General features: G+C 73.3%; 21 protein-coding genes and 1 tRNA gene. 12 read left to right on the forward strand and 10 right to left on the reverse strand.

What is annotated here, in order from left to right:
* Window positions 1-11: 11 nt before the first annotated feature.
* Window positions 12-1157: an endonuclease III gene (gene nth, locus ACFYOJ_RS08135; protein ID WP_356551379.1), complete on the reverse strand. Its 1146-nt coding sequence runs from the start codon at window positions 1155-1157 to the stop codon at window positions 12-14.
* A 369-nt stretch (window positions 1158-1526) separates the two neighbouring features.
* Here nth and ACFYOJ_RS08140 point away from each other — a divergent pair, with 369 nt between their 5' ends.
* The gene (locus tag ACFYOJ_RS08140) at window positions 1527-2201 is read left to right on the forward strand and encodes a Crp/Fnr family transcriptional regulator (RefSeq protein ID WP_356551380.1); all 675 of its coding nucleotides are present in this window, start codon (window positions 1527-1529) and stop codon (window positions 2199-2201) included.
* 12 nt (window positions 2202-2213) lie between these two features.
* Here ACFYOJ_RS08140 and ACFYOJ_RS08145 read toward each other — a convergent pair whose 3' ends face one another.
* The 4 genes from ACFYOJ_RS08145 to ACFYOJ_RS08160 all read right to left on the reverse strand — a co-directional run bounded on the left by ACFYOJ_RS08145 (window position 2214) and on the right by ACFYOJ_RS08160 (window position 4717).
* Window positions 2214-3056 (reverse strand): MBL fold metallo-hydrolase, encoded by an 843-nt coding sequence (locus ACFYOJ_RS08145; protein ID WP_356551382.1) that lies wholly within the window; start codon window positions 3054-3056, stop codon window positions 2214-2216.
* A complete protein-coding gene (locus ACFYOJ_RS08150) occupies window positions 3053-3976 on the reverse strand; it encodes an NUDIX hydrolase (RefSeq protein ID WP_356551383.1) in 924 nt (307 codons plus the stop codon). Before ACFYOJ_RS08150 ends, ACFYOJ_RS08145 begins: the two co-directional genes overlap by 4 nt.
* 115 nt (window positions 3977-4091) lie before the next feature.
* Entirely contained in the window at window positions 4092-4559 is a 468-nt protein-coding gene (locus ACFYOJ_RS08155) for a RidA family protein (RefSeq protein ID WP_356551385.1), read from the reverse strand.
* Complete coding sequence (locus tag ACFYOJ_RS08160) at window positions 4556-4717, reverse strand: DUF4177 domain-containing protein (RefSeq protein WP_003975360.1); 162 nt, start codon at window positions 4715-4717, stop codon at window positions 4556-4558. Before ACFYOJ_RS08160 ends, ACFYOJ_RS08155 begins: the two co-directional genes overlap by 4 nt.
* A 105-nt stretch (window positions 4718-4822) precedes the next feature.
* On the opposite strand from ACFYOJ_RS08160, the gene ACFYOJ_RS08165 reads away from it, so the two are divergent.
* Together ACFYOJ_RS08165 and ACFYOJ_RS08170 are read left to right on the forward strand one after the other, a co-directional pair.
* Window positions 4823-5800 carry an ArsA-related P-loop ATPase gene (locus tag ACFYOJ_RS08165; RefSeq protein ID WP_356551387.1) on the forward strand — a complete coding sequence of 326 codons (978 nt, stop codon included), beginning with the start codon at window positions 4823-4825 and terminating at the stop codon, window positions 5798-5800.
* On the forward strand, window positions 5797-7275 hold the full coding sequence (locus tag ACFYOJ_RS08170) for an ArsA family ATPase (RefSeq protein ID WP_356551389.1): 1479 nt from the start codon (window positions 5797-5799) through the stop codon (window positions 7273-7275). Before ACFYOJ_RS08165 ends, ACFYOJ_RS08170 begins: the two co-directional genes overlap by 4 nt.
* Window positions 7276-7395: 120 nt before the next feature.
* On the opposite strand, the gene wblA is transcribed toward ACFYOJ_RS08170, so the two are convergent.
* Window positions 7396-7734 (reverse strand): transcriptional regulator WblA, encoded by a 339-nt coding sequence (gene wblA, locus ACFYOJ_RS08175; RefSeq protein WP_356551390.1) that lies wholly within the window; start codon window positions 7732-7734, stop codon window positions 7396-7398.
* 459 nt (window positions 7735-8193) lie between these two features.
* Between wblA and ACFYOJ_RS08180 the strand changes: the two genes are divergently transcribed.
* The gene (locus tag ACFYOJ_RS08180; protein WP_356551392.1) at window positions 8194-10482 is read left to right on the forward strand and encodes a transglycosylase domain-containing protein; all 2289 of its coding nucleotides are present in this window, start codon (window positions 8194-8196) and stop codon (window positions 10480-10482) included.
* Window positions 10483-10574: 92 nt separating this feature from the next.
* Here ACFYOJ_RS08180 and ACFYOJ_RS08185 read toward each other — a convergent pair whose 3' ends face one another.
* Window positions 10575-11039 carry a GatB/YqeY domain-containing protein gene (locus tag ACFYOJ_RS08185; protein ID WP_356551394.1) on the reverse strand — a complete coding sequence of 155 codons (465 nt, stop codon included), beginning with the start codon at window positions 11037-11039 and terminating at the stop codon, window positions 10575-10577.
* Window positions 11040-11146: 107 nt separating this feature from the next.
* Between ACFYOJ_RS08185 and ACFYOJ_RS08190 the strand changes: the two genes are divergently transcribed.
* Window positions 11147-12082: a metallophosphoesterase gene (locus ACFYOJ_RS08190; protein WP_356551396.1), complete on the forward strand. Its 936-nt coding sequence runs from the start codon at window positions 11147-11149 to the stop codon at window positions 12080-12082.
* A gap of 236 nt (window positions 12083-12318) precedes the next feature.
* Window positions 12319-12392 (forward strand) — tRNA-Pro (locus ACFYOJ_RS08195).
* A gap of 102 nt (window positions 12393-12494) precedes the next feature.
* Here ACFYOJ_RS08195 and ACFYOJ_RS08200 read toward each other — a convergent pair.
* Window positions 12495-13262 carry a hypothetical protein gene (locus tag ACFYOJ_RS08200; protein ID WP_356551398.1) on the reverse strand — a complete coding sequence of 256 codons (768 nt, stop codon included), beginning with the start codon at window positions 13260-13262 and terminating at the stop codon, window positions 12495-12497.
* A gap of 176 nt (window positions 13263-13438) precedes the next feature.
* On the opposite strand from ACFYOJ_RS08200, the gene ACFYOJ_RS08205 reads away from it, so the two are divergent.
* The gene (locus ACFYOJ_RS08205) at window positions 13439-14437 is read left to right on the forward strand and encodes an ATP-binding cassette domain-containing protein (RefSeq protein WP_356551399.1); all 999 of its coding nucleotides are present in this window, start codon (window positions 13439-13441) and stop codon (window positions 14435-14437) included.
* A complete protein-coding gene (locus ACFYOJ_RS08210; protein WP_356551401.1) occupies window positions 14434-15222 on the forward strand; it encodes an ABC transporter permease in 789 nt (262 codons plus the stop codon). The genes ACFYOJ_RS08205 and ACFYOJ_RS08210 overlap by 4 nt, the downstream gene beginning before the upstream one ends.
* On the opposite strand, the gene ACFYOJ_RS08215 is transcribed toward ACFYOJ_RS08210, so the two are convergent.
* Window positions 15203-18460 (reverse strand): BTAD domain-containing putative transcriptional regulator, encoded by a 3258-nt coding sequence (locus ACFYOJ_RS08215; protein ID WP_356551403.1) that lies wholly within the window; start codon window positions 18458-18460, stop codon window positions 15203-15205. The genes ACFYOJ_RS08210 and ACFYOJ_RS08215 overlap by 20 nt on opposite strands.
* A gap of 157 nt (window positions 18461-18617) precedes the next feature.
* On the opposite strand from ACFYOJ_RS08215, the gene argG reads away from it, so the two are divergent.
* The 4 genes from argG to ACFYOJ_RS08235 all read left to right on the forward strand — a co-directional run bounded on the left by argG (window position 18618) and on the right by ACFYOJ_RS08235 (window position 23853).
* Window positions 18618-20063: an argininosuccinate synthase gene (argG, locus tag ACFYOJ_RS08220; RefSeq protein WP_356551405.1), complete on the forward strand. Its 1446-nt coding sequence runs from the start codon at window positions 18618-18620 to the stop codon at window positions 20061-20063.
* Window positions 20064-20286: 223 nt separating this feature from the next.
* Window positions 20287-20577 carry a zinc-ribbon domain-containing protein gene (locus ACFYOJ_RS08225; protein ID WP_356551407.1) on the forward strand — a complete coding sequence of 97 codons (291 nt, stop codon included), beginning with the start codon at window positions 20287-20289 and terminating at the stop codon, window positions 20575-20577.
* A gap of 136 nt (window positions 20578-20713) precedes the next feature.
* Window positions 20714-21775: a helix-turn-helix domain-containing protein gene (locus tag ACFYOJ_RS08230; RefSeq protein ID WP_356551409.1), complete on the forward strand. Its 1062-nt coding sequence runs from the start codon at window positions 20714-20716 to the stop codon at window positions 21773-21775.
* A gap of 197 nt (window positions 21776-21972) precedes the next feature.
* Window positions 21973-23853, forward strand: a complete 1881-nt coding sequence (locus ACFYOJ_RS08235; protein ID WP_356551558.1) for an NAD-binding protein — start codon at window positions 21973-21975, stop codon at window positions 23851-23853.
* Between the two features lie 47 nt (window positions 23854-23900).
* Here the strand turns inward: ACFYOJ_RS08235 and ACFYOJ_RS08240 are convergent, their stop codons facing one another.
* A complete protein-coding gene (locus tag ACFYOJ_RS08240) occupies window positions 23901-25760 on the reverse strand; it encodes a prolyl oligopeptidase family serine peptidase (RefSeq protein WP_356551411.1) in 1860 nt (619 codons plus the stop codon).
* Window positions 25761-25762: the final 2 nt, after the last annotated feature.

Consider the following 25762-nt stretch of genomic DNA (forward strand, 5'->3'; position numbering starts at 1 on the left):
CGATCGTTCCGTCACCCGGCCCCCAGCGGCGGTGCCGGCCTGCCGCCCGCGTCCAGATAGGCCTGCGGTGGCTTGAGCCGCTGGCCGGGCAGCCCGCCCTTCTCGTACTTCAGCAGCTTCTTCGCCTTCTCCGGGTCCGTCTCGCCCTCGCCGTACGCCGGGCAGAGCGGGGCGATGGGGCAGGCCCCGCAGGCGGGCCTGCGGGCGTGGCAGATACGGCGGCCGTGCCAGATGACGTGGTGGGACAGGTCCGTCCAGGCGCTCTTCGGGAAGAGCGCTCCGACGGCGGCCTCGATCTTGTCCGGGTCGGTCTCCTCGGTCCACCGCCAGCGGCGCACCAGACGCTGGAAGTGCGTGTCCACGGTGATGCCGGGACGTCCGTAGGCGTTGCCGAGCACGACGAAGGCGGTCTTGCGGCCGACGCCGGGCAGCTTGACGAGGTCCTCGAGGCGCCCCGGAACCTCGCCGCCGAATTCCTCGGTGAGGACCTTGGACAGCCCGATGACCGATCTGGTCTTGGCCCGGAAGAAGCCGGTCGGGCGGAGGATCGCCTCGACCTTCTCGGGGTCGGCGGCGGCCAGGTCCTCGGGGGTGGGGTAGGCGGCGAAGAGGGCGGGCGTGGTCTGGTTGACGCGCAGGTCGGTGGTCTGGGCGGAGAGCACCGTGGCCACCAGGAGCTGGAACGGGTTCTCGAAGTCCAGCTCGGGGTGGGCGTAGGGATAGACCTCGGCGAGCTCGCGGTCGATGCGGCGGGCGCGGCGGACCAGCGCGGTGCGGGACTCGCCGCGCGGCGGCTTCGGGGCGACCGTCCTCTCCGGGCCCGCGGCCCCGGCCGCCGCGGTGGCCTTCTCGGGGACGACGGGGGGCTTCCTGGCGGGCGCCTGCCGCTCGACCGCGGCCTTCCCGGCGGCGGGCGCGGTCTTCTTGCCGGATGCCGCCTTCTTGCCGGGCGTCCGCTTCTCGGCGGGCGTCCGCTTCTCGGCGGGTGCCGTCTTCCTCGCGGTCGCCGCCTTCTTCTTCCCGTTCTCCCCGGGCTTCTTCTTCCCGTTCTCCCCGGGCGCGGTCTTCTCCGCGGCCCTGGCGTCCCCGGCGGCCGCCGTCTTCGCGGGCGCCGTCTCCCCGGCCGGGGCCGGACTCTTCTCGGACTTCTTCCGCACGGCACTCTCCTCCGCGGTCACCCGCTCGGCGGGCGCCGCCTTCTTCGCCGCTCCCGCCGTTCCCCTACCGCCATCGGGAGCCTGTTCGCCCACAGCGGAATCGCGACGTACAACCACCCGCGCAGCTCCCCAGGCCTGTGCTCTCACCGGCGATTTGGACACCCGGCCAGCCTACGGCCCGGCACCGACATCCGCCCCGGACCCCGAGGACCGGCGTCCGATTGGACCCCTGCCGCGTACCCCGGGACACCAGTACGGCATCCTTGTGACAGATCACACTGTTTGGATGGTCCGGCAAAATGGGCACCACGGACCCCTGGTACACCGGGGGAACAAGGTCCTCTGAGCCGGTCGACAAGGAGAGAACTCGTGGACGACGTTCTGCGGCGCAACCCGCTCTTCGCGGCGCTCGACGACGAGCAATCCGCGGAGCTCCGCGCCTCCATGAGTGAGGTGACCCTCGCCCGCGGCGACTCGCTCTTCCACGAGGGCGACCCCGGAGACCGCCTCTACGTGGTCACGGAGGGGAAGGTCAAGCTCCACCGCACCTCCCCCGACGGCCGCGAGAACATGCTGGCCGTGGTCGGGCCCAGCGAGCTGATCGGTGAGCTGTCGCTCTTCGACCCGGGCCCGCGCACGGCGACCGCCACCGCGCTGACCGAGGTCAAGCTGCTGGCCCTCGGCCACGGCGACCTCCAGCCCTGGCTGAACGTCCGCCCCGAGGTGGCCACCGCGCTGCTGCGCGCCGTCGCGCGCCGCCTGCGCAAGACCAACGACGCCATGTCGGACCTGGTCTTCTCGGACGTCCCCGGCCGCGTCGCCCGCGCCCTGCTGGACCTCTCCCGCCGCTTCGGCGTGCAGTCCGACGAGGGCATCCACGTCGTGCACGACCTGACGCAGGAGGAGCTGGCCCAGCTGGTCGGCGCGTCCCGCGAGACGGTCAACAAGGCCCTCGCCGACTTCGCCCAGCGCGGCTGGCTCCGCCTGGAGGCCCGCGCGGTGATCCTGCTGGACGTGGAGCGGCTGGCCAAGCGCTCCCGCTGAGCGCCCGGCCCCCTATTCGGGCAGCGGGATGAGCCCGTGCTCGCCCAGGTACTCCAGCTGCGCCCGCACCGACAGTTCCGCCGCCGGCCACAGGGAGCGGTCGACGTCCGCGTACACGTGGGCGACGACCTCCGCCGGCGTCCGGTAGCCGTCCTCCACCGCCGTCTCGACCTGGGCGAGGCGGTGGGCGCGGTGGGCGAGGTAGTACTCGACGGCGCCCTGGGCGTCGTCCAGGACGGGCCCGTGTCCCGGCAGGACCGTGTGCACGCCGTCGTCGGCCGTGAGCGACCTGAGCCTGCGCAGGGAGTCCAGGTAGTCGCCGAGACGGCCGTCGGGGTGGGCCACCATCGTCGTGCCGCGGCCCAGGATCGTGTCGCCCGTCAGGACCGCCCGGTCGGCGGGCAGATGGAAGCACAGGGAGTCCGCGGTGTGCCCCGGGGTCGGTACGACCCGCAGCTCCAGGCCGCCGACCGTGATCACATCGCCGGCGGCGAGCCCCTCGTCACCGAGCCGCAGCGCCGGGTCCAGGGCCCGTACGTTCGTACGCGTCAGCTCGGCGAAGCGCGCGGCGCCCTCGGCGTGGTCCGGGTGGCCGTGCGTCAGCAGGGTCAGGGCGACGCGTCTGCCCGCCCGCTCGGCCGTCTCGACGACGTTCCGCAGATGGGCGTCGTCCAGCGGACCCGGGTCGACGACGACGGCCAGGTCGGAGCCGGGCTCGGCGAGGATCCAGGTGTTGGTGCCGTCCAGGGTCATCGCGGAGGCGTTGGGCGCGAGGACGTTCACCGCGCGGGTGGTGGCGGGCCCCGTGAGGACCCCGCCGCGCGGCTGGCCGGGCAGTGCGGCTGCGTCCGTCATGACGGTGCTCCCCCGGTCGGGTCGGAAGGTGTCGCCGGTGCGGCGCCCGGCACGTGCTGGGTGAACTCCTCGTGCCCCGGCCAGGAGAGCACGACGCCGCCCTCGGCCAGCCGGGCCTCGGCCAGCACGGGCGTCATGTCGCGGCCCGCCGACGCCGCGAGCGCCTCGGCCGCCGTACGGTACCGCGCGAGCCCGCGCAGGGTGGCGACGGTCGGCGGCATCATCAGCAGCTCGCCCCTGTCGTACTCGGCCGTCGCCCGCGCCGGGGTGATCCACACCGTGCGGTCGGCCTCCGTGGAGGCGTTGCGGGTGCGCTGGCCCTCGGGCAGGGCGGCCACGAAGAACCACGTGTCGTAGCGCCGGGGCTCGAACTCCGGGGTGATCCAGCGGGCCCAGGCGCCCAGCAGGTCGGAGCGCAGGACGAGCCCTCTGCGGTCCAGGAACTCCGCGAAGGACAGCTCACGGGCGACCAGTGCGGCGCGGTCCGCCTCCCAGTCGTCCCCCGTGGTGTCGCCGACCACGGAATCGGGGTCCGGCCCGGCGAGCAGGACGCCCGCCTCCTCGTAGGTCTCCCGTACGGCCGCGCAGACGACGGCCTGGGCGCCCGCCTCGTCGACGCCGAGCCGGTCCGCCCACCACGCGCGCCCGGGGCCCGCCCAGCCGACGGCACGGTCGTCGTCGCGCGGGTCGACCCCGCCGCCCGGATAGGCGTACGCGCCCCCGGCGAAGGCCATGGAGGTACGGCGGCGCAGCATGTGGACGGCGGTGCCGGCGGCGGTGTCCCTGAGGAGCATCACGGTGGCCGCGCGTCTCGGGACGACCGGGGTGAGCGTCCCGGCCGCCAGCGCGCGGATCCGGTCCGGCCACTCCGGGGGGTACCACCGGCCGTTCGTCCGAGCCTTCGCCTGACCGTTCGCCATGGCCGGAGGCTATCCGGTGACGGGCGGATGTTCGAGTGGTCCCCGGGGCGGACGGTCCGGGCATGCTTCCTCGCCGTCCGCCGGGCGGTGTCCGCCGCGTACCGGCGGTGCCGGGTCAGTCCTGGACGAGCTCCACCTGGATCTCGACCTCCACCGGCGCGTCCAGCGGCAGCACCGCCACGCCGACCGCGCTGCGGGCGTGCACGCCCTTGTCGCCGAGGACCGCGCCGAGGAGCTCGCTGGCGCCGTTGATCACACCGGGCTGGCCGGTGAAGTCGGCCGCGGAGGCGACGAAGCCGACGACCTTCACGACGCGCGCGACGCGGTCGAGGTCACCGGCGACGGACTTGACCGCGGCCAGGGCGTTCAGCGCGCAGACGCGGGCCAGGTCCTTGGCCTCCTCCGGCGTGACCTCGCCGCCCACCTTGCCGGTGACGGCGAGCTTGCCGTCCACCATCGGCAGCTGGCCGGAGGTGTGGACGTACGGACCGGACTGCACGGCCGGCTGGTAGGCGGCCAGCGGCGGGACGACCTCGGGCAGGGTCAGACCGAGTTCGGCCAGCTTCTCCTCGACGGCGCTCACGCCTGCTTCTCCCGCTTCAGGTAGGCCACGAGCTGCTCGGGGTTGTTCGGCCCGGGCACGACCTGGACGAGCTCCCAGCCGTCCTCGCCCCAGGTGTCCAGGATCTGCTTCGTGGCGTGGACGAGCAGCGGCACGGTTGCGTATTCCCACTTGGTCATGCGGCCGACTCTAGCCGCTGGCCGGAGCCCTCCGGACGGCGACCGCGACCACGTTGTCCACAGCCTCGGGCGTACTCGGCGGCCGGACTGGTTACGCTCGAATACGTGAGCAGGCTCCAGGTCGTCAGTGGCAAGGGCGGAACCGGCAAGACCACGGTGGCCGCGGCCCTCGCGCTGGCCCTGGCCACCGAGGGGAAGCGCGCGCTTCTCGTCGAGGTCGAGGGCCGCCAGGGCATCGCGCAGCTCTTCGAGACGGAGGCGCTGCCTTATGAGGAGCGGAAGATCGCCGTCGCTCCCGGGGGCGGGGAGGTGTACGCCCTCGCCATCGACCCAGAACTGGCCCTTCTGGACTACCTCCAGATGTTCTACAAGCTGGGCGGCGCCGGACGGGCCCTGAAGAAGCTCGGCGCGATCGACTTCGCGACCACCATCGCGCCGGGGGTCAGGGACGTCCTGCTGACCGGCAAGGCCTGCGAGGCCGTCCGCCGCAAGGACAGGGACGGCCGGTTCGTCTACGACCACGTGGTCATGGACGCGCCCCCGACCGGGCGCATCACCCGCTTCCTCAACGTCAACGACGAGGTCGCCGGGCTCGCGAAGGTCGGCCCGATACACAATCAGGCGCAGGCCGTGATGCGGGTGCTGAAGTCGCGGGAGACGGCCGTGCACCTGGTGACGCTGCTGGAGGAGATGCCGGTCCAGGAGACCGCGGACGGCATCGCCGAGCTGCGGGCGGCCCGGCTCCCGGTGGGCCGGGTCGTCGTCAACATGGTCCGGCCCGCGCTGCTGGACGCGGCCGACCTGGAACTCGTACGGAGCACACCGCGTACGGCGCTCGCCCGCGCCCTGTCCGGGGCGGGGCTCGGCGGGGCGCGGCGGGGCGGGCTCGCCGAGCGGCTGGTGGACCCGCTGCTCGCGCAGGCCGAGGAGTACGCGGAGCGGTACGCGCTGGAGCAGGAGCAGCGGGCCGCCCTCGGCGCTCTGGACCTGCCGCTGCACGAACTCCCGCTGCTGGCCGAGGGGATGGACCTGGCGGGCCTGTACGAACTGGCCACCGAGCTGCGGAAGCAGGGGATCGCATGAGCCCGGATCCGGACCGGCACAAGGACGGCGGCGGGCGCCGGCTGTCCGCCGCACGCGTGCTGGAGGTCGATCCGCTGCTGGAGGACCCGGGGACGCGCATCGTGGTGTGCTGCGGCTCGGGCGGTGTCGGCAAGACGACCACCGCGGCGGCCCTGGGGCTGCGCGCGGCCGAGCGGGGCCGCAAGGTGGTCGTCCTGACCATCGACCCGGCGCGGCGGCTGGCCCAGTCCATGGGCATCGACTCGCTGGACAACACCCCGCGCCGGGTGAAGGGTGTGGACGACTCGGCGGGCGGTGAGCTGCACGCCATGATGCTCGACATGAAGCGCACCTTCGACGAGATCGTCGAGGCGCACGCGGATCCCGACCGGGCGGCGGCGATCCTGGGCAACCCCTTCTACCAGTCGCTCTCGGCGGGCTTCGCGGGCACGCAGGAGTACATGGCGATGGAGAAGCTGGGGCAGCTGCGGGCGCGGGACGAGTGGGACCTCATCGTCGTCGACACGCCGCCGTCCCGTTCGGCGCTGGACTTCCTGGACGCGCCCAAGCGCCTCGGGTCCTTCCTGGACGGCAGGCTGATCCGCGTCCTGCTGGCGCCGGCGAAGGTCGGCGGCCGGGCCGGCATGAAGTTCCTGAACGTCGGCATGTCGATGATGACGGGCGTTCTCGGGAAGGTGCTGGGCGGGCAGTTCCTGAAGGACGTGCAGACGTTCGTGGCCGCGATGGACTCGATGTTCGGCGGGTTCCGCACCCGCGCGGACGCCACGTACAAGCTGCTCCAGGCGCCGGGGACGGCGTTTTTGGTGGTCGCGGTCCCGGAGCGGGACGCGCTGCGCGAGGCCGCGTACTTCGTGGAGCGGCTGGCCGCCGAGGACATGCCGCTGGCCGGTCTGGTGCTCAACCGCGTCCACGGCAGCGGCGCCGACGGGCTGTCGGCCGAGCGGGCGCTCGCCGCCGCGGAAAATCTTGAGGATCCCCGCATTGTGGATCAGGACGGCGGGAATGGAGTCCCTACCGCGCCCGACAACTCCCCCGGCGCACACGGAAGTTCAGACTCTCCCGACATCGAGCCCCCTGCCGGAGCCGACACCGGCACCCGTACCGATGCTGATCCCTCTGTCGAGACCGATACCGAGACCGAGCCTGACGCCGAGACCGGGCTTGAAACCGAGACCGGGGCCGAGCCCGGTCCGTCGGCCGGTGCGGTGTCCTCCGGGAAGGCGGCCGGGGCTCCGGACACGCCGGAGCGCTCCGCCGACCGGCTCGCCGCGGGCCTGCTGAGGCTGCACGCGGAGCGGATGCATCTGCTCGCCCGCGAGCAGCGCACGCGTGACCGCTTCACCGCGCGTCATCCCGAGGTGGCGGTCACCGAAGTGGCCGCGCTGCCCGGCGACGTGCACGACCTCGCGGGACTGCGGGACATCGGGGACCGTCTCGCGACGGGCCGCTCCGAGCTGCCCGAGCCCGGTGCGTGACCGGCCCCTGGTCCGACCGGAAGGCGCGACCCGGCCAGGGTTCCGTCCGCCCGGGGTGTCTGATCCGCCGGGGTGCCGGTTCCGGCCGGGCGGCCGCGTCCGGGGGTGTCCCCGGATGCGTCAGCCCACGGCCGCGTAGTTCTCGTAGACCTCGTCGTCGTCGAGCGGCATGATGCCCGCTCCTCGCTCGTACTCCGTCCGCGCCGTCTCCAGCAGCCGGCGCCAGGAGGTCACGGTGGGCCGCCGGCGCAGCAGTGCGCGGCGTTCCCGTTCCGTCATGCCTCCCCACACGCCGAACTCGACACGGTTGTCGAGCGCGTCGGCCAGGCACTCGGTCCGCACCGGGCATCCGGTGCACACCGCCTTGGCCCTGTTCTGCGCTGCTCCCTGCACGAACAGTTCGTCCGGATCAGTGGTGCGACAGGCGGCCTGCGCACTCCAGTCGGTTACCCAGCCCATACCGGCGCCGTCCTCTCCCGAATCGAGGCTCCCCCACGGCGGCAGCGGCATATTCACCGCCGCCAGTTGAGGACGTTACGGAAGGTGGGCACAGCGCAACACCCCCGACGGGCCCAATCTTGAATGGCCCGAACGGACTATGGGTAAGCGGCAGATCACCCGGGGGAGTGAGCCGGTGACATATGCGGCGGCCCTGGCATTCGGGTCAACTCCGGCGTTCCACAACGGGCAACACGTGACACACGAGGCGGATCCGGACACGCATTCCCCGCGCCGCGGCACGCGCCCGTACGCGCCGACGCGCCCCGGGAGGGACCTCTCGGAAGAACATCGAGCGGGTCAGGAACGATTCGGGAGCGCCGGACGTATGCACAAGTGGTCCCGCTGCCGTGACAGTCGAGTGCAGCTTAGGCCAAGGCATATACGTGTGTCCGGCGAATGAGAACGTAGGCTGCCTCCATGCCAAAGAAGCGCTCGGGCGGTGGTCTGTCGCCAACGCAGCAGGCCGCCAAGTTCCTCGGTGTCAGTGTGCTCTCGGGAGCCGTCCTGGCCGGTATCGCCCTGCCGGCCGTGGGTGCGCTGGGGCTGGCCGCCAAGGGGTCGGTGGAGAGTTTCGACGCCCTCCCGGCCAACCTGAAGACCCCTCCGCTGAGCCAGCGCACCACCATCCTCGACTCCGAGGGCGGCCTCATCGCGACGGTCTACTCGCGCGACCGCACGGTGGTCGGGCTGAAGGACATCTCGCCGTACATGCAGAAGGCGATCGTCGCGATCGAGGACTCGCGCTTCTACGAGCACGGCGCGATCGACCTGAAGGGCGTCCTGCGCGCGGTCAACAAGAACGCGCGCAGCGGCGGGGTCTCCGAGGGCGCGTCCACGCTCACACAGCAGTACGTCAAGAACGTCTTCGTCGAGGAGGCGGGCGACGACCCGACGAAGGTCGCCCAGGCCACCCAGCAGACCCTCGGCCGCAAGATCCGTGAGCTGAAGCTCGCGATCCAGGTCGAGGAGGAGCTGGGCAAGAAGAAGATCCTGGAGAACTACCTCAACATCACCTTCTTCGGCCAGCAGGCCTACGGCGTCGAGGCGGCCTCCCAGCGGTACTTCTCCAAGCACGCCAAGGACCTCAACCTGCAGGAGGCCGCCCTGCTGGCCGGCCTCGTCCAGTCGCCCACCCGCTACGACCCGGTCAACGACGAGGCCGAGGCCCTCAAGCGGCGCAACATCGTGCTGGCGCGCATGGCCGAGGTCGGCGACATCTCGCGGGCCGAGGCGGACAAGGCCCAGAAGGCGCCGCTCGGCCTGAAGGTGAGCCGCCCGAAGAACGGCTGCATCACGGCGGTGAAGGGCGCGGGCTTCTTCTGCGACTACGTGCGCGCCGTCTTCCTGAACGACCCGGTCTTCGGCAGGACCAAGGAGGAGCGGGCGAAGGTCTGGAACCAGGGCGGTCTGACCGTCCGCACGACCCTCGACCCGCAGGCCCAGGAATCGGTGCAGGAGTCGCTCAAGAACCACGTCTACCAGTCGGACTCGGTCGCCGCGGCGAGCACGCTGGTCGAGCCCGGCACGGGCCGGATCGTCGCGATGGGCCAGTCGAAGCCGTACGGCTACGGCAAGAACGAGACCGAGATCAACTACTCGGTCGACCACGGCATGGGCGGCTCCAACTTCGGCTTCCCGACCGGTTCGACGTTCAAGCCCTTCGTCGCGGCGGCCGCGCTCGAACAGGGGCGGCCGCCCACGCAGGAGTACTCGTCGCCGTACGAGATGCCCTACCCCGAGCCCGTGCAGACGTGCAGCGGCAAGCCGTGGGTGAACGAGAGCGGCGAGACCGTCCCCAACGAGAACGAGTCGGAGGTCGGCCCGTACCGGCTGCAGGAGGCGATGGCCCTCTCGGTCAACACCTACTTCGTGCAGATGGTCGCCGACATCGGCCTGTGCCCGGTGATGAAGATGACCGAGGGCCTGCACATCGTGCAGGGCAACGGCAAGAAGCTGCCGGAGGTGCCCGCCATCTCCCTCGGCTCCGAGGGCGTCTCCCCGCTGAGGATGGCGAGCGCGTACGCCGCCTTCGCCTCCCGCGGCATGTACTGCACGCCGGTCGCGATCGAGTCGATCACCCAGAAGGTCGGCAGCAGGCAGAACACCCTCGAGGTGCCGAAGTCGACGTGCTCGCGCGCGATGAGCGAGAAGACCGCGGACACGGTGAGCACCCTGCTGCAGGGCGTGATCGACTCCGGTACCGGCAAGGCGGCCGGCCTCAGCGACCGTGCCAACGCCGGCAAGACGGGTACGACGGACGAACGCAAGAACGCCTGGTTCGTCGGCTACACGCCGAACATGTCGGGCGCCGTCTGGGTGGGCAGCGCCACGCAGCAGGTCCAGATGAAGGGCATCACGATCGGCGGGCGGTACCACGAGCTCGTCTTCGGCGGCGCGGTCCCGGGTCCCATCTGGAAGGACGCCATGACCGGCGCGCTGGCGGGCAAGGAGGCCCCGTCCTTCAACCTCGTCGACATCCCGAAGGACGAGAAGGACGAGGACAAGGACAAGGGCCACGACGGAAACCCGGGCGGCGACCCGGGGAACAACGGCGACGACGGGAACAACGGGGACGGCGACGGCCCGGGGGACAACGGCGGACCAGGGGACAACGGCGACGGCGGGGACGGCGGCTTCCCCGGCGGGGACTGGGGAGACCTCTTCCGGGGCCAGGGCAACGGCGGCCCCGGCGGCCGGCGCGACTGAGGCCCGGCACCCGCGCCCCACATGCAGGCCGGCCCCCTCCCGGTGCGGGAGGGGGCCGGCCTGTGTCCGTCCTGTTTCCGCCCGTGACGCGGTCAGCCCGCCAGCAGCTTCTTGACCGCGGCGGCGACCCGGCCGCCCTCGGCCTGCCCGGCCACCTTCGGGTTCACGATCTTCATGACGGCGCCCATGGCCCGCGGCCCCTCGGCACCGGCCGCCTTCGCCTCCTCGACGGCCTGGGCGACGATCGCGTCCAGCTCCTCGTCGGACAGCTGCTTGGGCAGGTAAGCGGCGAGCACCTCACCCTCCGCCTTCTCCCGCTCGGCCTGCTCGGGGCGGCCGCCCTGGGCGAAGGCCTCGGCGGCCTCGCGGCGCTTCTTCGCCTCGCGGGTGATCACCTTCTGCACCTCGTCGTCGGAGAGCTCCCGCTTCTCCTTGCCCGCGACCTCCTCCTTGGTGATCGCGGCGAGCGTCAGCCGGAGCGTCGAGGAGCGCAGCTCGTCACGCTCCTTGATCGCGGAGTTGAGGTCGTCGTGCAGCTTCGACTTGAGCGTGGTCATGGGGACGATTGTCGCAGGTGCGCGAGGAAGAACGCCCGCCGATTTACGGGCCTGGCGAGCCCTGCCCGCGCCGTCGGCCCCGTCACCGCTTCTGACACGATGGGCGTATGCGCGCGCGATACGGAGTACCCCTGGGAATCACGGCGGTCGGCGCCGCCGGTCTGGCCTACGCGGCGGGCTTCGAGGCCCGTTCCTTCCGTCTGCGACGGGTGACGGTCCCCGTCCTGCCCTCCGGCATGCGCCCGCTGCGCGTGCTCCAGGTGTCCGACATCCACATGGTCGGCGGGCAGCGCAAGAAGCAGCGCTGGCTGCGCTCGCTGGCCGGACTGCGCCCCGACTTCGTGATCAACACCGGCGACAACCTGTCCGACCCGGAGGGCGTCCCCGAGACGCTGGACGCCCTGGGGCCCCTGATGGAGTTCCCGGGTGCCTACGTCTTCGGCTCCAACGACTACTACGGGCCCAGGCTCCGCAACCCCGCCCGGTACCTGGTCGAGAAGGTCCAGGGACGCCACGGTCTCAACGGCAACGAGCCCGCCGTCGGTGCCGTCCACAACCCGTGGGAGGGCCTGCGGGACGGTTTCGACGCCGCGGGCTGGCAGAACCTCACGAACACGCGGGGCACGCTGAAGGTCGAGGGGGTCTCCGTCGAGCTCACCGGCCTCGACGACCCGCACATCAAGAGGGACCGGTACGCGGAGGTGGCGGGCGGCCCGTCCGGCTCGGCGGACTTCTCGATGGGCGTGGTGCACGCGCCGTACCTGCGCGTCCTGGACGCCTTCACGGCGGACGGCTACCCGCTCGTCCTCGCCGGGCACACCCACGGCGGGCAGCTGTGCATCCCCTTCTACGGCGCCCTGGTCACCAACTGCGACCTGGACACGGACCGCGTCAAGGGCCTGTCCACGCACACGGCGGAGGGCCGTACCTCCTACCTCCACGTCTCGGCCGGCTGCGGCACCAACCGCTACACCCCGGTCCGCTTCGCCTGCCCGCCGGAGGCGACGCTGCTGACGCTGGTGGGGCGGGAACAGCGGGTCTGACGGGGGCGTACCGGCCCCCGCCGGGCTGTACCTGCGTCACGCCGCCGTGCGGCTCCCGCACCGCTTCCCGGACATGGACCGGCACGGCCGGCTACGAGGGCGTCCTCGGTGACGCCCTCCCCGTCGCCCCCGACCGCGTCCGCCCGGACCCGCTCCGCCGCCGCTGGTAAACCGGATTTCGTCTCCGGCCCGCGGTGGGCTAGAGTTATCGACGTCGCCGCGAGAGCGACGACACTCGGGGTGTGGCGCAGCTTGGTAGCGCGCTTCGTTCGGGACGAAGAGGTCGTGGGTTCAAATCCCGCCACCCCGACAGAGAAGTACCAGGTCAGGCACCTACTGAATTCAGTAGGTGCCTGACCTGTTTCGTGGTCGGCCGCCGCCTCCGGCGGTCGTGCAGGGCGGCAGGGCGGGCTCAGTGGCGGTGGTCCGGCCAGTGGGGGTCCGTCCAGCGGAGCTCGGTGGGGAGGGCGAGCAGGCGCAGGCGGTGCCGGAGGCCCGTCGGTGCGTCGGCGGCCCGGAGGCGGGGGGCGGCGTGGTCGAGGAGCCAGGCGGCCAGGTCGGTGTGCATCTCGTCCGCGTCGTTGTCGTACCAGCTGATGCTCCAGGGCAGGTTGTCGCCCAGGAGTTCGTACTCCCACTCCGCCGCCGCCTCGATGAGGTGACGGTCGCTCAGGGGGCCGGTGTGCCGTTCCCACGCAGTGAGCCAGGGCGTGACCGTCCCTGACGCCTCGGCGCACACGACGAAGACCTCGTGCGCCGGCAGCGCGGCCTCCGGGTCGGTGAGGCTCTGCGCCCACCAGGCGTGCAGGAACTCGCGCAGCGGGCCGGCGTGGTCGTCGGGCCACTGCTGCCAGCGGCCGCGGGCCAGGGAGGCGCCGGCCGCCGCCGGGCCGGGGACGAGGTCCGCGTCGCCGTTGGCCAGGGCCGTGGCGAACTGGGGCAGGATGCGGCGCAGTACGGCCGCGTGATCGGTCCAGTCGGTGGCCTGCCAGGCCCGGTGCAGCAGGTCCGGGTCCAGTTCCGCGTCCGCTGTCTTCAGCAGGGCGAGCTCCTCCGCACTGCCCCAGTGGCAGACGCAGTTGGTCTCGTCCGGACGCGCGGTCATGCCGCGGAAGGTGACGGCGAGGCCGTCCAGGGCGGCGTCGAGGCGGCGGCGTGCGGGGTGGTCGGCGAGGTGCATGGCGGGCCCGGACCTTCGAGGACTCCGTGCGGTCTGCGCCGGACGAAGAGCGCAACCCTACCGGGTGCCGGGAAGGCCCGGGAGCGAGAGCGTCCGCGCTGGTGTTTCAGGGTGCGGGCGGGGGGTGAGAGCGGGCTGAAACGGTGGTGAATGCGGTGCCCCGCAGTCTGTGCGGCATGACGACGACATCGACAGGGCTCGCCATCGCGGCCCAGGGGCTGCGCAAGGTGTACGGGGACCGGACCGTGCTCGACGGGATCGACATCCGGGTGCCGGCCGGCACCGTGTTCTCCCTGCTGGGGCCGAACGGCGCCGGCAAGACCACCACCGTGAAGATCCTCTCCACTCTCGTCCCGTCCGGCACCGGCTCCGGTGAGATCCGCGTCGGCGGGCACGACCTCGCCACCGAGGCGCAGGCCGCGCGCGCCGCGATCGGGGTCACCGGGCAGTTCTCCGCCGTGGACGGTCTGCTCACCGGCGAGGAGAACATGCTCCTCATGGCCGACCTGCAGCACCTGTCCAGGCGGGAGGGCCGGCGGGCGGCGGCCGAGCTGCTGGAGCGGTTCGACCTGGTGGAGGCCGCGAAGAAGCCCGCCTCCACCTACTCCGGCGGCATGAAGCGCCGTCTCGACATCGCCATGACGCTGGTCGGCGGGCCGCGGATCATCTTCCTCGACGAGCCGACCACCGGTCTCGACCCGCGTTCCCGGCACACCATGTGGGGGATCGTCCGGGAGCTGGTGGCGGACGGCACCACGGTCTTCCTCACCACCCAGTACCTGGAGGAGGCCGACCAGCTCGCCGACCGCATCGCGGTGCTCCACGACGGGCGGATCGCCGCCGAGGGCACCGCCGAGGAGCTGAAGCGGATCGTCCCCGGCGGGCATGTGCGGCTGCGGTTCACGGACCCGGCCGCGTACCGGTCGGCCGCCGCCGCGCTGCGCGAGGCCACCGGGGACGACGAGGCGCTGGCCCTGCAGATCCCCAGCGACGGCAGTCAGCGCGAGCTGCGCGCCGTCCTGGACCGGCTGGACGCCGCCGGGGTCGAGGCGGACGAGCTGACCGTGCACACGCCCGACCTCGACGACGTGTTCTTCGCCCTGACCGACTCCGCCGCGCCCGCCGGCACCGACACCACCACCGCCCCCGCCCAGGCCAAGGAGGCCGTCCGATGAGCTCCCTCTCCCTCGCCCTGCGCGACTCGTCCACGATGGTGCGCCGCAACCTGCTGCACGCCCGGCGCTACCCGTCGATGACGCTGAACCTGCTGCTCACGCCGATCATGCTGCTGCTGCTGTTCGTGTACGTCTTCGGCGACACGATGAGCGCGGGCATCGGCGGCAGCCCGGACCGTTCCGCGTACGTGGCGTTCGTCGTCCCGGGTCTGCTGCTGATGACGATCGGGTCCACCGTGGTCGGGACCGCGGTGTCCGTCTGCAACGACATGACCGAGGGCATCATCGCCCGCTTCCGCACCATGGCCATCCACCGTCCGTCGGTGCTCGTCGGGCACGTCGTCGGCAGTGTCCTGCAGTCGGTCGCCAGTGTGGTCGTCGTGGGTCTCGTCGGTGCGGCCATCGGTTTCCGGACCTCCGGCACCACCGCCCTGGAGTGGCTGGCGGCCTTCGCGCTGCTGGTGTTCTTCTCCCTGGCGCTGACCTGGATCGCGGTCGGCATGGGCCTGGTCAGCCCGAACGCCGAGGCCGCCAGCAACAACGCGACGCCGCTGATCCTGCTGCCGCTGCTGTCCAGCGCCTTCGTCCCCCTGGACGCGCTGCCGGGCTGGTTCCGGCCGGTCGCCGAGTACCAGCCCTTCACGCCCGCCATCGAGACCCTGCGCGGTCTGCTGCTGGGCGGCGAGATCGGCCACAACGGGTGGCTCGCCGCGGCCTGGTGCCTCGGTCTGACCGTCCTCGGCTACTTCTGGGCCACCTCGAAGTTCAACGGTGACCCGCGGTAGCGGCGAGGGCGGTGCGGACCGCCTCCCGCACCTCGTCCCGCCCCAGGGCGGCGTACTCCGACACCGCGTCGGCGTACGCCGCCCCGTCGGCGTCCTCGGCGGCCCGCCGGCACCGCTCTGCGGAGAGGGTGGGGAACTGCCGTACGGGATGGAGGCGTTCGGCGAGCGCGAGCAGCCGTACGGCCGAGGTGTCGCCCTCCGCGAGGCCGGCGAGGCCGAGGGCCAGCAGCACGGCGCCCTGGACGGGGAGCTGGCCGGGCGCGGCCACCGGCAGGCGCAGCAGTTCGCCGAGGCGCTCGCGCAGGTGGGCGGTGTGCCGGGCGACCGCCTCGGGGCGGCCCGCCTGGGCGTGGGCGGCCACCGCCACGGACCGCAGTTCCAGCTCCCAGGCGTTCACCAGGGGGTCTCCCTCGTACCCGGGTGCGGCCGCCGGTCCCTGGTCCACCGCCCGGCGCCACAGCCGCAGGCCGGCCTCGGTCAGTCCGCGGGCGAGGGCGATCTCCGCGCGGGCGGGCAGCGCGCCGCCGAAGCCGTCCTCCGGGTCCGGCGACTGTTCCTGCTCCGCCTGCCGCAGCCACCGTTCGGCCTCGTCGGTCTCGCCGCGCTGCAGGCAGGCCAGGACCAGGCCCCAGCGGATGCCGCCGGAGTCGGTCCGCGCCCCCATCGACTCGCAGGCGGCGAGCGCGGCCTTGAGGTGGTCGTACGCGGCGCCGCTGCGCTCCATGCGCAGGCACAGGTCGCTCAGCCGGGAGTGGCCGACGAGTTCCGCGGTCGGGTTGCGGACGCCGGACAGCGCGTCGATCATCCCGTGGGCGCTGGCCAGGGCGCGTTCCATGTCGTTCTCGTACTCCCACAGGTAGCCGGCGACGCACTGGGCGACGAAGGCCAGCATGGGGTGGCGCCGGCCGGCGGCGCCGGGGGCCGGGACCGCGCCGGGGGCCGGGGCGGGGGCTCTGCCGTCGCACAGCGGCCGCAGAGCCTCGTACTCGGGCGGGCTGATCTCCGGCAGGGCGCACAGGACCACGGACAGGGCGCGCGGCAGGGTGTCCGGTGTGCCGGGCGGCAGGCGGCGCAGGGTGGCGAGCTGGCGTACCGCGTGCGGGCCGTAGCCCATGTAGGCGGTGGTGGTGCTCACCGCCGACACGGTGCGGACGGTCTCGACGTCCTCGGGGCCGGGGCGGAAGTGCGACAGGGGCGGGCCGGTGTCGGCGGCGAGGGCGGCCAGGCGGGCGTAGTTGTTGCCGGTGGCCCACAGGCAGGAGAGCACGGCGGCGACCGCGGCGGTGGCGGGGGCGTCACCGCGGGCGAGGGCGAGGCGCAGGGCGAGGACGAGGTTGTCCTGCTCGGCCCTGATCCGGCTCCAGGCGGACGTCTGGTCGGGGCCGAACAGCACGTCGTGGTGGGCGCGGCCGAAGTCGCGGGCCCAGGCGAGGAACCGGCCGGTGACGGTCTCGTCCTCGCCGGCCTCCGCGCGCCGGGCCGCGCAGAACTCCCGTACGGTCTCCAGCATGTGGAAGCGGACCGCGCCGGCGGCCGTGTCCGCGGCCTTGACCAGTGACTGGTCCGTCAGCTGTTCGAGGAGCCACAGCGCGTCGGCGCCGAGGACGTGTTCGGCGGCCTCGCCGGTGAATCCGCCGGGGAAGACGGACAGGGTGCGCAGGGCCTGCCGGGCCTCGGGGTCGAGGAGGTTCCAGCTCCATTCGACGACCGCGTGCAGGGTGCGGTGCCGGGCGGGCGCGTCGCGGGCGGTGCCGCGCAGCAGGGCGAAGCGGTCGCCGAGCCGCCGGGCCAGTTCCGGCACGGACAGGACGCGGACGCGGGCGGCGGCGAGTTCGACGGCCAGCGGCAGTCCGTCGAGCTGCCGGCACAGTTCCGCCACGGTCTCCTCGGGCAGTTCCACGCCGGGGCGGGCCGCCCGCGCCCGCTGGCGGAACAGTTCGACGGCCACGTCCTGGCCGAGTTCGGGCAGCGGGTACACCGTCTCCGAGGTCAGGCCCAGCGGTGAGCGGCTGGTCGTCAGGACGCGCAGGTCCTTGGAGGAGGAGACGAGGGACCGGACGAGGGCGGCGGCGCCGCCGACGACCTGCTCGCAGTTGTCGAGCACGAGCAGCGCCGGGCCGGGGCCGAGGGCGCGCAGGATGCCGGGGACCGGGTCCGCGGCCGCCGGGTTCCCGACGGCACCGGCATGGCCGTCGCCGGCGCCGAGCGCGGAGGCGACCTCGCCGGCGACGTCGGCGTCCGCGGTGACGCCCGCGAGCGGCACGACGTGCACCACGCCCTGCTCGCCGCCCGGCTCCACGGGTCCGGTGGGGTCTCCTGCGGCCGGACCGTCCCCGGCCGGTGGGGCGGGCCGCCACCGCCGGCCGACGGCGTGCGCGAGGCGGGTCTTGCCGAGGCCGCCCGGTCCGGTGACGGTCACGACGCGGGTGGTGCGCAGCAGTTCGGTCACCGCCGCGACGTCCTCGTCGCGGCCCAGCAGCGGGTTCGGTTCGTGCCGTACGCCGCGGCGCACGACGGACACCGTGCCGTCGAGCAACTCCCGCTGTACGGCGCGCAGTCCGGGTCCCGGGTCGGTGCCCAGGGCGTCGCGCAGTTCCCGCCGGTACGTCTCGTACCGGGCCAGTGCCGCCGAGGGGCCGAGGACCGCCGCCTCGCAGCGCAGCAGTTCGGCCAGCAGCTCCTCGTCCCGCCGGTGGGTCCGGACGGCCTCGGTCAGCGGTCCGACGGCCTCCGTGTGCCGCTCCAACCGGGCGAGCGCGAGGGCGCGGGCGCGGACGAGGGCCTCGCGGGCGGGCAGACGCCGGGCGCGCAGTCCGGCGACGGGGTCGTCCGGCCCGCCGTCCGCGCCGTCGCCCTCCCACAGCGCGAGGCCCGCCTCGGCCTCGGCCAGCGAGCCGGCGTGGTCCCCCGCCCCGGCCCGGTCGGCGCTCGCGGCGGCGTGCAGCAGCAGGGCGCCGGAGTCGACCTGCTGCTCCGTCAGGGCCAGCCGGTAGCCGGTCGCGGTGCCGGCGATCACGTCCGCGCCCAGCTGGGCGCGCGCCCGCGAGACGAGCACCTGCACCGCCCTGCCGGGCCGCTCCGGCAGCTCGTCCCGCCACAGCCCCTCCACCAGCCGGCCGACGCTGCAGCCGGTCCGCAGGTCCTCCGCGAGCAGCGCGAGCAGGCCGCGCAGCCGCGGTGCGGTGATCTCCTTCCCGCGGAACGACACGCGGGGCAGCAGGCACAACTCGACGGTCACCCGTGCAGCGTAGTCAGAAGGCGGCGCCTTGACGCCGGTCCGTTGCCGGACGGTGACCGCCCCTGCCGCGCCCCGGGTGCTCCCGGCCGCACGCAGGCCGCACCCCGGCCCACACAGGCCGCTTGCATGACCATGCGAAGTCATGCATACTTTTTCCATGTCCAAAGTCCTCACCTCCCTGCCCACCGGTGAGCGCGTCGGTATCGCCTTCTCCGGCGGCCTCGACACCTCCGTCGCGGTCGCGTGGATGCGCGACAAGGGCGCCGTACCGTGCACCTACACCGCCGACATCGGCCAGTACGACGAGCCCGACATCGCGTCGGTGCCCGGCCGCGCCAAGACCTACGGTGCCGAGATCGCGCGCCTGGTGGACTGCCGTGCGGCGCTGGTCGAGGAGGGGCTGGCCGCGCTGACCTGCGGCGCGTTCCACATCCGTTCGGGCGGGCGGGCGTACTTCAACACCACGCCGCTCGGCCGCGCCGTCACCGGCACGCTGCTGGTGCGGGCCATGCTCGAGGACGACGTCCAGATCTGGGGCGACGGCTCCACGTTCAAGGGCAACGACATCGAGCGGTTCTACCGCTACGGCCTGCTCGCCAACCCGCACCTGCGGATCTACAAGCCCTGGCTGGACGCGGACTTCGTGACCGAGCTGGGCGGCCGCAAGGAGATGTCGGAGTGGCTGCTCGCCCACGGCCTCCCCTACCGGGACTCGACGGAGAAGGCGTACTCCACCGACGCCAACATCTGGGGCGCCACCCACGAGGCGAAGACCCTGGAGCACCTCGACACCGGCGTGGAGACCGTGGAGCCCATCATGGGCGTGCGGTTCTGGGACCCGTCGGTGGAGATCGCCACCGAGGACGTGACCATCGGCTTCGACCAGGGCCGGCCGGTGACGGTCAACGGCAAGGAGTTCGCCTCCCCCGTCGACCTGGTGATGGAGGCCAACGCCATCGGCGGCCGCCACGGCATGGGCATGTCCGACCAGATCGAGAACCGGATCATCGAGGCCAAGAGCCGCGGCATCTACGAGGCGCCCGGCATGGCCCTGCTGCACGCGGCGTACGAGCGCCTGGTCAACGCGATCCACAACGAGGACACCCTCGCCCAGTACCACACCGAGGGCCGGCGGCTGGGCCGGCTGATGTACGAGGGTCGCTGGCTGGACCCGCAGGCGCTGATGATCCGCGAGTCGCTGCAGCGCTGGGTCGGCTCGGCCGTCACCGGCGAGGTCACGCTGCGGCTGCGGCGCGGCGAGGACTACTCGATCCTCGACACCACCGGCCCGGCGTTCAGCTACCACCCGGACAAGCTGTCCATGGAGCGCACCGAGGACTCCGCGTTCGGCCCGGTCGACCGGATCGGCCAGCTCACCATGCGCAACCTCGACATCGCCGACTCGCGCGCCAAGCTGGAGCAGTACGCCGGTCTCGGCCTGATCGGCACCGGCGGCCCCGCCATCGGTGCCGCCCAGGCGGCGGCGACCGGGCTGATCGGCGCCATGCCCGAGGGCGGCGCGGAGGCCATCGCCTCGCGCGGCGAGGTCTCCGGCGAGGACGAGCTGCTGGACCGCGCCGCGATGGAGTCCGGCACGGACTGACGCGGACTGGTACGGACTGATACGGGCTGCCGCGGGCCGGAACCGACCGGTCCGCGGCCGAGGGGCCGGTGCGCCGCCGACGAGGCGTCGCGCCGGCCCCTCGCCGTCGGCGCACGCGCACCACCGCGTACGAACCGGTGCGGGCGGAAACCGGGGCCGTGCGGGTGCAGTCTGGGAGAGGATCCACTCGTCCGCAGGCAGCACCCACCGGAAGGACCCGCTCGTGATCATCTTCGGTACCAAGGGCTACCTCTACCAGCTCGCGATACTCACGCTGGTGTGCCGCTCCTGCGGCAACCCCTCCGCGCACACGCTCCGCAAGCGGGTCACGAAGTTCACCCTGTTCTTCGTGCCGCTGTTCCCCTTCTCCACCAAGTACCTGGTCCAGTGCACCTTCTGCGGTCTCGAGCAGCAGGTCACCAAGGAGCAGGCCGATCAGCTCCAGGCCCAGGCGGCGACCGGCCAGAGCGGCCCGGCGCACGACCGTCCGCAGCAGCAGCCCCACCAGTTCTGACCGCCCGCCCCCTTCCGCCCGGCCCCTTCCGGCCGGTCCCGACGCCCGTTGCCGGGCCCCGGCAGCCTTGACTACCCTTTCGTTGCCGGACCCACGCACTCGCGCACCGGGGCGCCGGCGGCAAGGGGGCAGGAAAGTGGGGGAAGCACCGGACGCGTATCTGGCCGGGTACGCCGAGATCCTCGCGCAGGTCGCCGGCACGGGACGCCGGCTGAACCGCGACGAACGGGAAGAACGGCGACGGCTCGGCGAGCAGGCCGCGGAACAGGGCCACAGCCTGCGCGCCCTGGTGCGCGCGCACCTGGACGCCACCCGCGCCGGCTGGCCCGGCGAGGCCGCGGCCGCGGGCACCACCGACAGCGTGCTCGCCGCGGTCGGCCAGGCCGTCGACGCCTTCGCCGAGGGCTACGAACGCGCCCAGCGCCTGGCCGTACGGCAGGAGGAGGCCGCGCGGCGGGAGTTCATCGACGACCTGCTGTACGGGCGCAGCGACCTGGGGCGGCTCGCGGAGCGCGCCGAGCGCTTCGGCCTGGTGCTCTCCCGGGCCCACGCCGTCGCGGTGGCGCAGGGCCCCGAGGGCTACGACGACACCGCCCCCGTCACCCGGCTCGTGGAGACCTCGCTCTTCTCCCGCTTCGGCGACCGGCGCATCCTGATCACCACCAAGAACGGCCTGCTCATCTGCATCGCCCCCGGCGACCAGGACGAGGTCCTCGCCTTCTTCGCCAAGCAGGCGTACGCCGCCACGGACGGCGGCCGCGTCGCGATCGGGCGTCCCCGGGCCGGCGTGGGCGGCGTGGTGCACAGCTACGAGGAGGCGCTGAGCACCCTGGAACTCGCCGAGCGGCTGGAGCTCGACGAGCCCGTGGTGCGCGCCGCCGACCTGCTGGTCTACCCGGTGCTCACCCGCGACCGGCAGGCCATGGCCGACCTCGTGCTGAGCGTGCTGGGACCGCTGCGCGGCGCCCGGGGCGGCGCCGAGCCGCTGCTGCGGACCCTGGAGGTGTACTTCGAGGCCGGGTGCACCGCGGCCGAGGCAGCCCGGCGTCTCGCGCTCAGCGTGCGGGCCCTCACCTACCGGCTGGACCGCATCCACCAGCTGACCGGCGCCGACCCGGCCGACCCCATGCACCGCTACACCCTGCAGACCGCCGTCATCGGGGCCCGGCTGCTGGGCTGGCCCGCCCAGGAGATCTGAGCGGACGGACCCCCACGCCCCCCCACGCCTCCCCCCACGCCCCCGACGGCCCGGTCCCGGACGCAGCCCTCCGGCGCTCTTCCGGCTCTTCCCGCCCTCCCGGAACCGCACCGCCCACCGGTACTGTCCTCACTCAAATGGGGACTCATACGGGGAGCGTTCCGCAGCAGGTTCCGCAGACCGACGCGTACGCGCACATGGTGGTGTGCGGCGACGACGGGCTGGCGCACAGGCTGGCCGCCGAACTGCGCGGTGTCTACCGCGAACAGGTGACACTCGTCGTCCCGCCCTCCGGGCGTCAGGTGCAGCAGCCCGTGGTCGGGCGTGCCCGCGCGGCCTCCGCGGTGCTGCGCGGCATGGTCAACGCGGCCGTCAACCGCTCGACGGTCGGCGAACCAGCCGACACGGCGAGGCAGTTGGAGGCCGTCGAGCCCACCGAGGAGGTGCTGGCAGAAGCGGGCGTGGACCGGGCCGCCGCACTGGCCCTCGTCTACGACGACGACGAGACCAACATCCGCGCCGCCCTCACCGCCCGCCGGCTCAACCCGCGGCTGCGCCTGGTCCTGCGCCTGTACAACCGCCGCCTCGGCCGGCACATCGAGGAACTCCTCGACCAGAGCGCCGCCCTGGCGGCCGGGGACGTCCACGACAGGGGGCTCGACGGCGCCGGGACCTCCACCACCGTGCTGTCCGACGCGGACACGGCCGCGCCCGCCCTCGCGGCGACGGCCCTCGTCGGCACCAGCAAGGTCGTCGAGACGGACGGGCTGCTGCTGCGCGCGGTGGAACGGCAGCCGCCCCGCCCCGGCGAGGTGGCCGACCCGGGGCTGTGCACCCTCGCGCTGCTGTCCACCACGAGCAACGACCCGGCCGGCGCGGACGGTTCGGAGGGAAGCGGCGAGCAGGGCCCGCAACTGCTGCCCGACGCGGCGGCGGTGGAGGCGGCCACGGGGCGCGGCACCGTCGTCCTGGAACAGGTGGCGTACACCGGTCCTCCGCTGCCCGCCGCACGGGCCTCCGTGCCACCCTTCGCGTCCCTGTTCTCGCGGCGGCTGCGGTGGTCGCTGGCGGGCCTGGCGGCGTGCGTGGTCGCACTCGCCGTCGCGCTGATGGTGGTCACCGGCGACCATCCGCTGCACGCCACGTACGTGACGCTGCTCGATTTGTTCTCCATCAACGAGCCCGCCCACAACAAGGACACCGGCCGCCAGGTCCTCCAGCTCCTGTCCGGCTTCGTCGGACTGCTGCTGCTGCCGGTGCTGCTGGCGGCCGTGCTGGAGGCCCTCGGCACGTTCCGCAGCGCGTCGGCGCTGCGGAGGCCGCCGCGCGGACTCGGCGGGCACGTCGTCCTGCTCGGTCTGGGCAAGATCGGCACCCGGGTGCTGACCCGGCTGCGGGAGATGGACATCCCCGTGGTGTGCGTCGAGGCCGACCCGGAGGCGCGCGGCATGGCCACCGCGCGCCGGCTGCGGGTGCCGGTGGTGCTCGGGGACGTCACCCAGGAGGGCGTCCTGGAGGCCGCCAAGATCCACCGCGCGCACTCGCTGCTCGCCCTGACCAGCGTGGACACGACCAACCTGGAGGCGGTGCTGTACGCCCGGTCCGTACGGTCGCGGCTGCGCGTGGTGCTGCGCCTGTACGACGACGACTTCGCGACGGCCGTCTACCGCACCCTGCGCGCCGCCCACCCCGGCGCGCTCACCCGCAGCCGCAGCGTGACGCATCTGGCCGCGCCCTCGTTCGCGGCGGCGATGATGGGCCGCCAGGTGCTGGGGGCGATCCCCGTGGAGCGGCGGGTGCTGCTGTTCGCGGCGGTGGAGGTGGCGGGGCATCCGCAGCTGGAGGGGAGGACGGTCGGGGAGGCGTTCCGGGCCGGGGCGTGGCGGGTGCTGGCGCTCGAGGTCTCCGGCGGGCGGGCGGAGAACGGCGCGCAGGGGGCGGCGCGGGTCTCCCGGTTCGTGTGGGAGCTGCCCGACACGTACGTCCTGCGGGGCGAGGACCGGGTGGTGCTGGCGGCGACCCGGCGGGGGCTGGCCGAGCTGCTGGGGCGGCGGACGCGGCAGCGGGCGGAGCTGTAGGGGCGGCGGGGTGGTGGGGACCTCGCCCCCACCACCCCGCCGGAGGGCTACGCCGGCGGCAGGTGCCTCGCCGCGAAGTCGAGTTCCAGACGGACCTGCTTGATCCGCTCGTCGACCACCAGGGAGCCGTGCCCCGCGTCGTAGCGGTACACCTCGTGGACGGCGCCCCTCGCCTCCAGGCGCTCGACGTAGTTCTCGATCTGGCGGATCGGGCAGCGCGGGTCGTTGACCCCCGCCGAGATGTACACCGGGGCCTTGACCCGGTCGACGTAGGTCAGCGGCGAGGACGCCTCGAAGCGGTCGGGGACCTCCTCGGGGGTGCCGCCGAGCAGCGTGCGGTCCAGGGCCTTCAGCGCCTCCATCTCGTCGTGGTACGCGGTGACGTAGTCGGCGACCGGGACGGCGGCGATGCCCAGGGCCCATGCCTCGGGCTGGGTGCCGAGGCCGAGGAGGGTGAGGTAGCCGCCCCAGGAGCCGCCGGTGAGGATCAGCCGGGCGGGGTCGGCGAGCCCGGAGGCGACCGCCCACTCGCGCACCGCCGCGATGTCCTCCAGCTCGATGAGGCCGACCCGGTGCTTGAGGGCGTCGGTCCAGGCACGGCCGTATCCGGTGGAGCCGCGGTAGTTGACGCGGACCACCGCGTACCCGTGGTCGACCCAGGCGGCCGGTCCGGCGGCGAAGGAGTCGCTGTCGTGCCAGGTCGGCCCGCCGTGGATGTCGAAGACGGTCGGGAGCGGACCGGTGGCACCCGCCGGCTTCTGGACCAGGGCGTGGATGCGGCCCCCGGGGCCCTCCACCCACACGTCCTCCACCGGCACCGAGCCGGGCGACCTCATGCCGGGCGGGTCGAGCACCACCCGGCCGGCCGTGGAGCGCACCGCGGACGGCTCGGCGGCCGAGGACCACAGGTACTCCACGCTGCCGTCGGGCCGGGCCGTCGCCCCGGAGACCGTGCCGGCCGGGGTGGGGATCTCCACCAGCTCGCGTGCGGCGAAGTCGTAGCGGAACAGCTCGCTGCGGGCCTCGAAGCCGTGGACGACCAGCAGGCCGCTGCCGTCCGGGTACCACTCGGCGCTGACGTCACCGGGCAGCTCCAGCGCGAGGTCGGTCTGCTCGCCCGTCGCCACGTCCCACACCAGGGGCTCCCAGCGGCCCCGGCGCTGGTGGCCGATGAGCAGGCGGGTGTCGCCGTCGACGGGGGCGAAGCCGAGCACCTCCAGGCCCAGCTCCTTCTCGCCGCCCTCGGTGTCGTCCAGCTCGGCGACCGTCGTGCCGTCGGGGCGCAGCACGCGCAGCGCCGAGTGCATGGCGTCGCCGTGCTCGGTGTGCTCGATCGCGATCAGCGTGCCGTCGTGCGAGAGGTCGCCGACGCCCGCCGACTCGCGGTGACGGTAGATCTCCACCGGGGCTCCGCCCTCCCGCACGAGGTGGACCGTCGTGCCGTCCTCGTCCGTCGAGCGGCCGATCACCGCGGTCCGGCCGTCCCGGCCGAGGGCGATACCCGCCGGGTAGGAGGGGTCGAGACCGGGCACCGCGAGCTCGTCCTCACCGCCCTCGAAGGGCTGGCGGCGCCAGACGCCGAACTCGTCGCCGTCCTTGTCGTCGAACCACCAGATCCACGCGCCGTCCGGGGAGAGCACTCCGTCCGTCGTGCCGTTGGGCCGGTCCGTGACCTGCCGCTGCTCGCCGGTCGCCCGGTCCCACGCGTACAGCTCGTACGTCCCCGTCGCGTTCGACACGAACAGGGAGCGGTCCGGGGCGTCCTGCGCCCAGTCGGGCAGCGACACCCGCGGCGCCCGGAACCGCTTCTCCCAGTCCGGCATCGCCTCGCCCTGTCCCCGCATGCCGTCCCCCGTGTGCCGCGCGTCCTGCTGATCCGGTGAGACGGACCCGTTGCTCTCAGTCATGG

It is taken from the genome of Streptomyces sp. NPDC006384 (assembly GCF_042870695.1).
GTDB lineage: Bacteria > Actinomycetota > Actinomycetes > Streptomycetales > Streptomycetaceae > Streptomyces.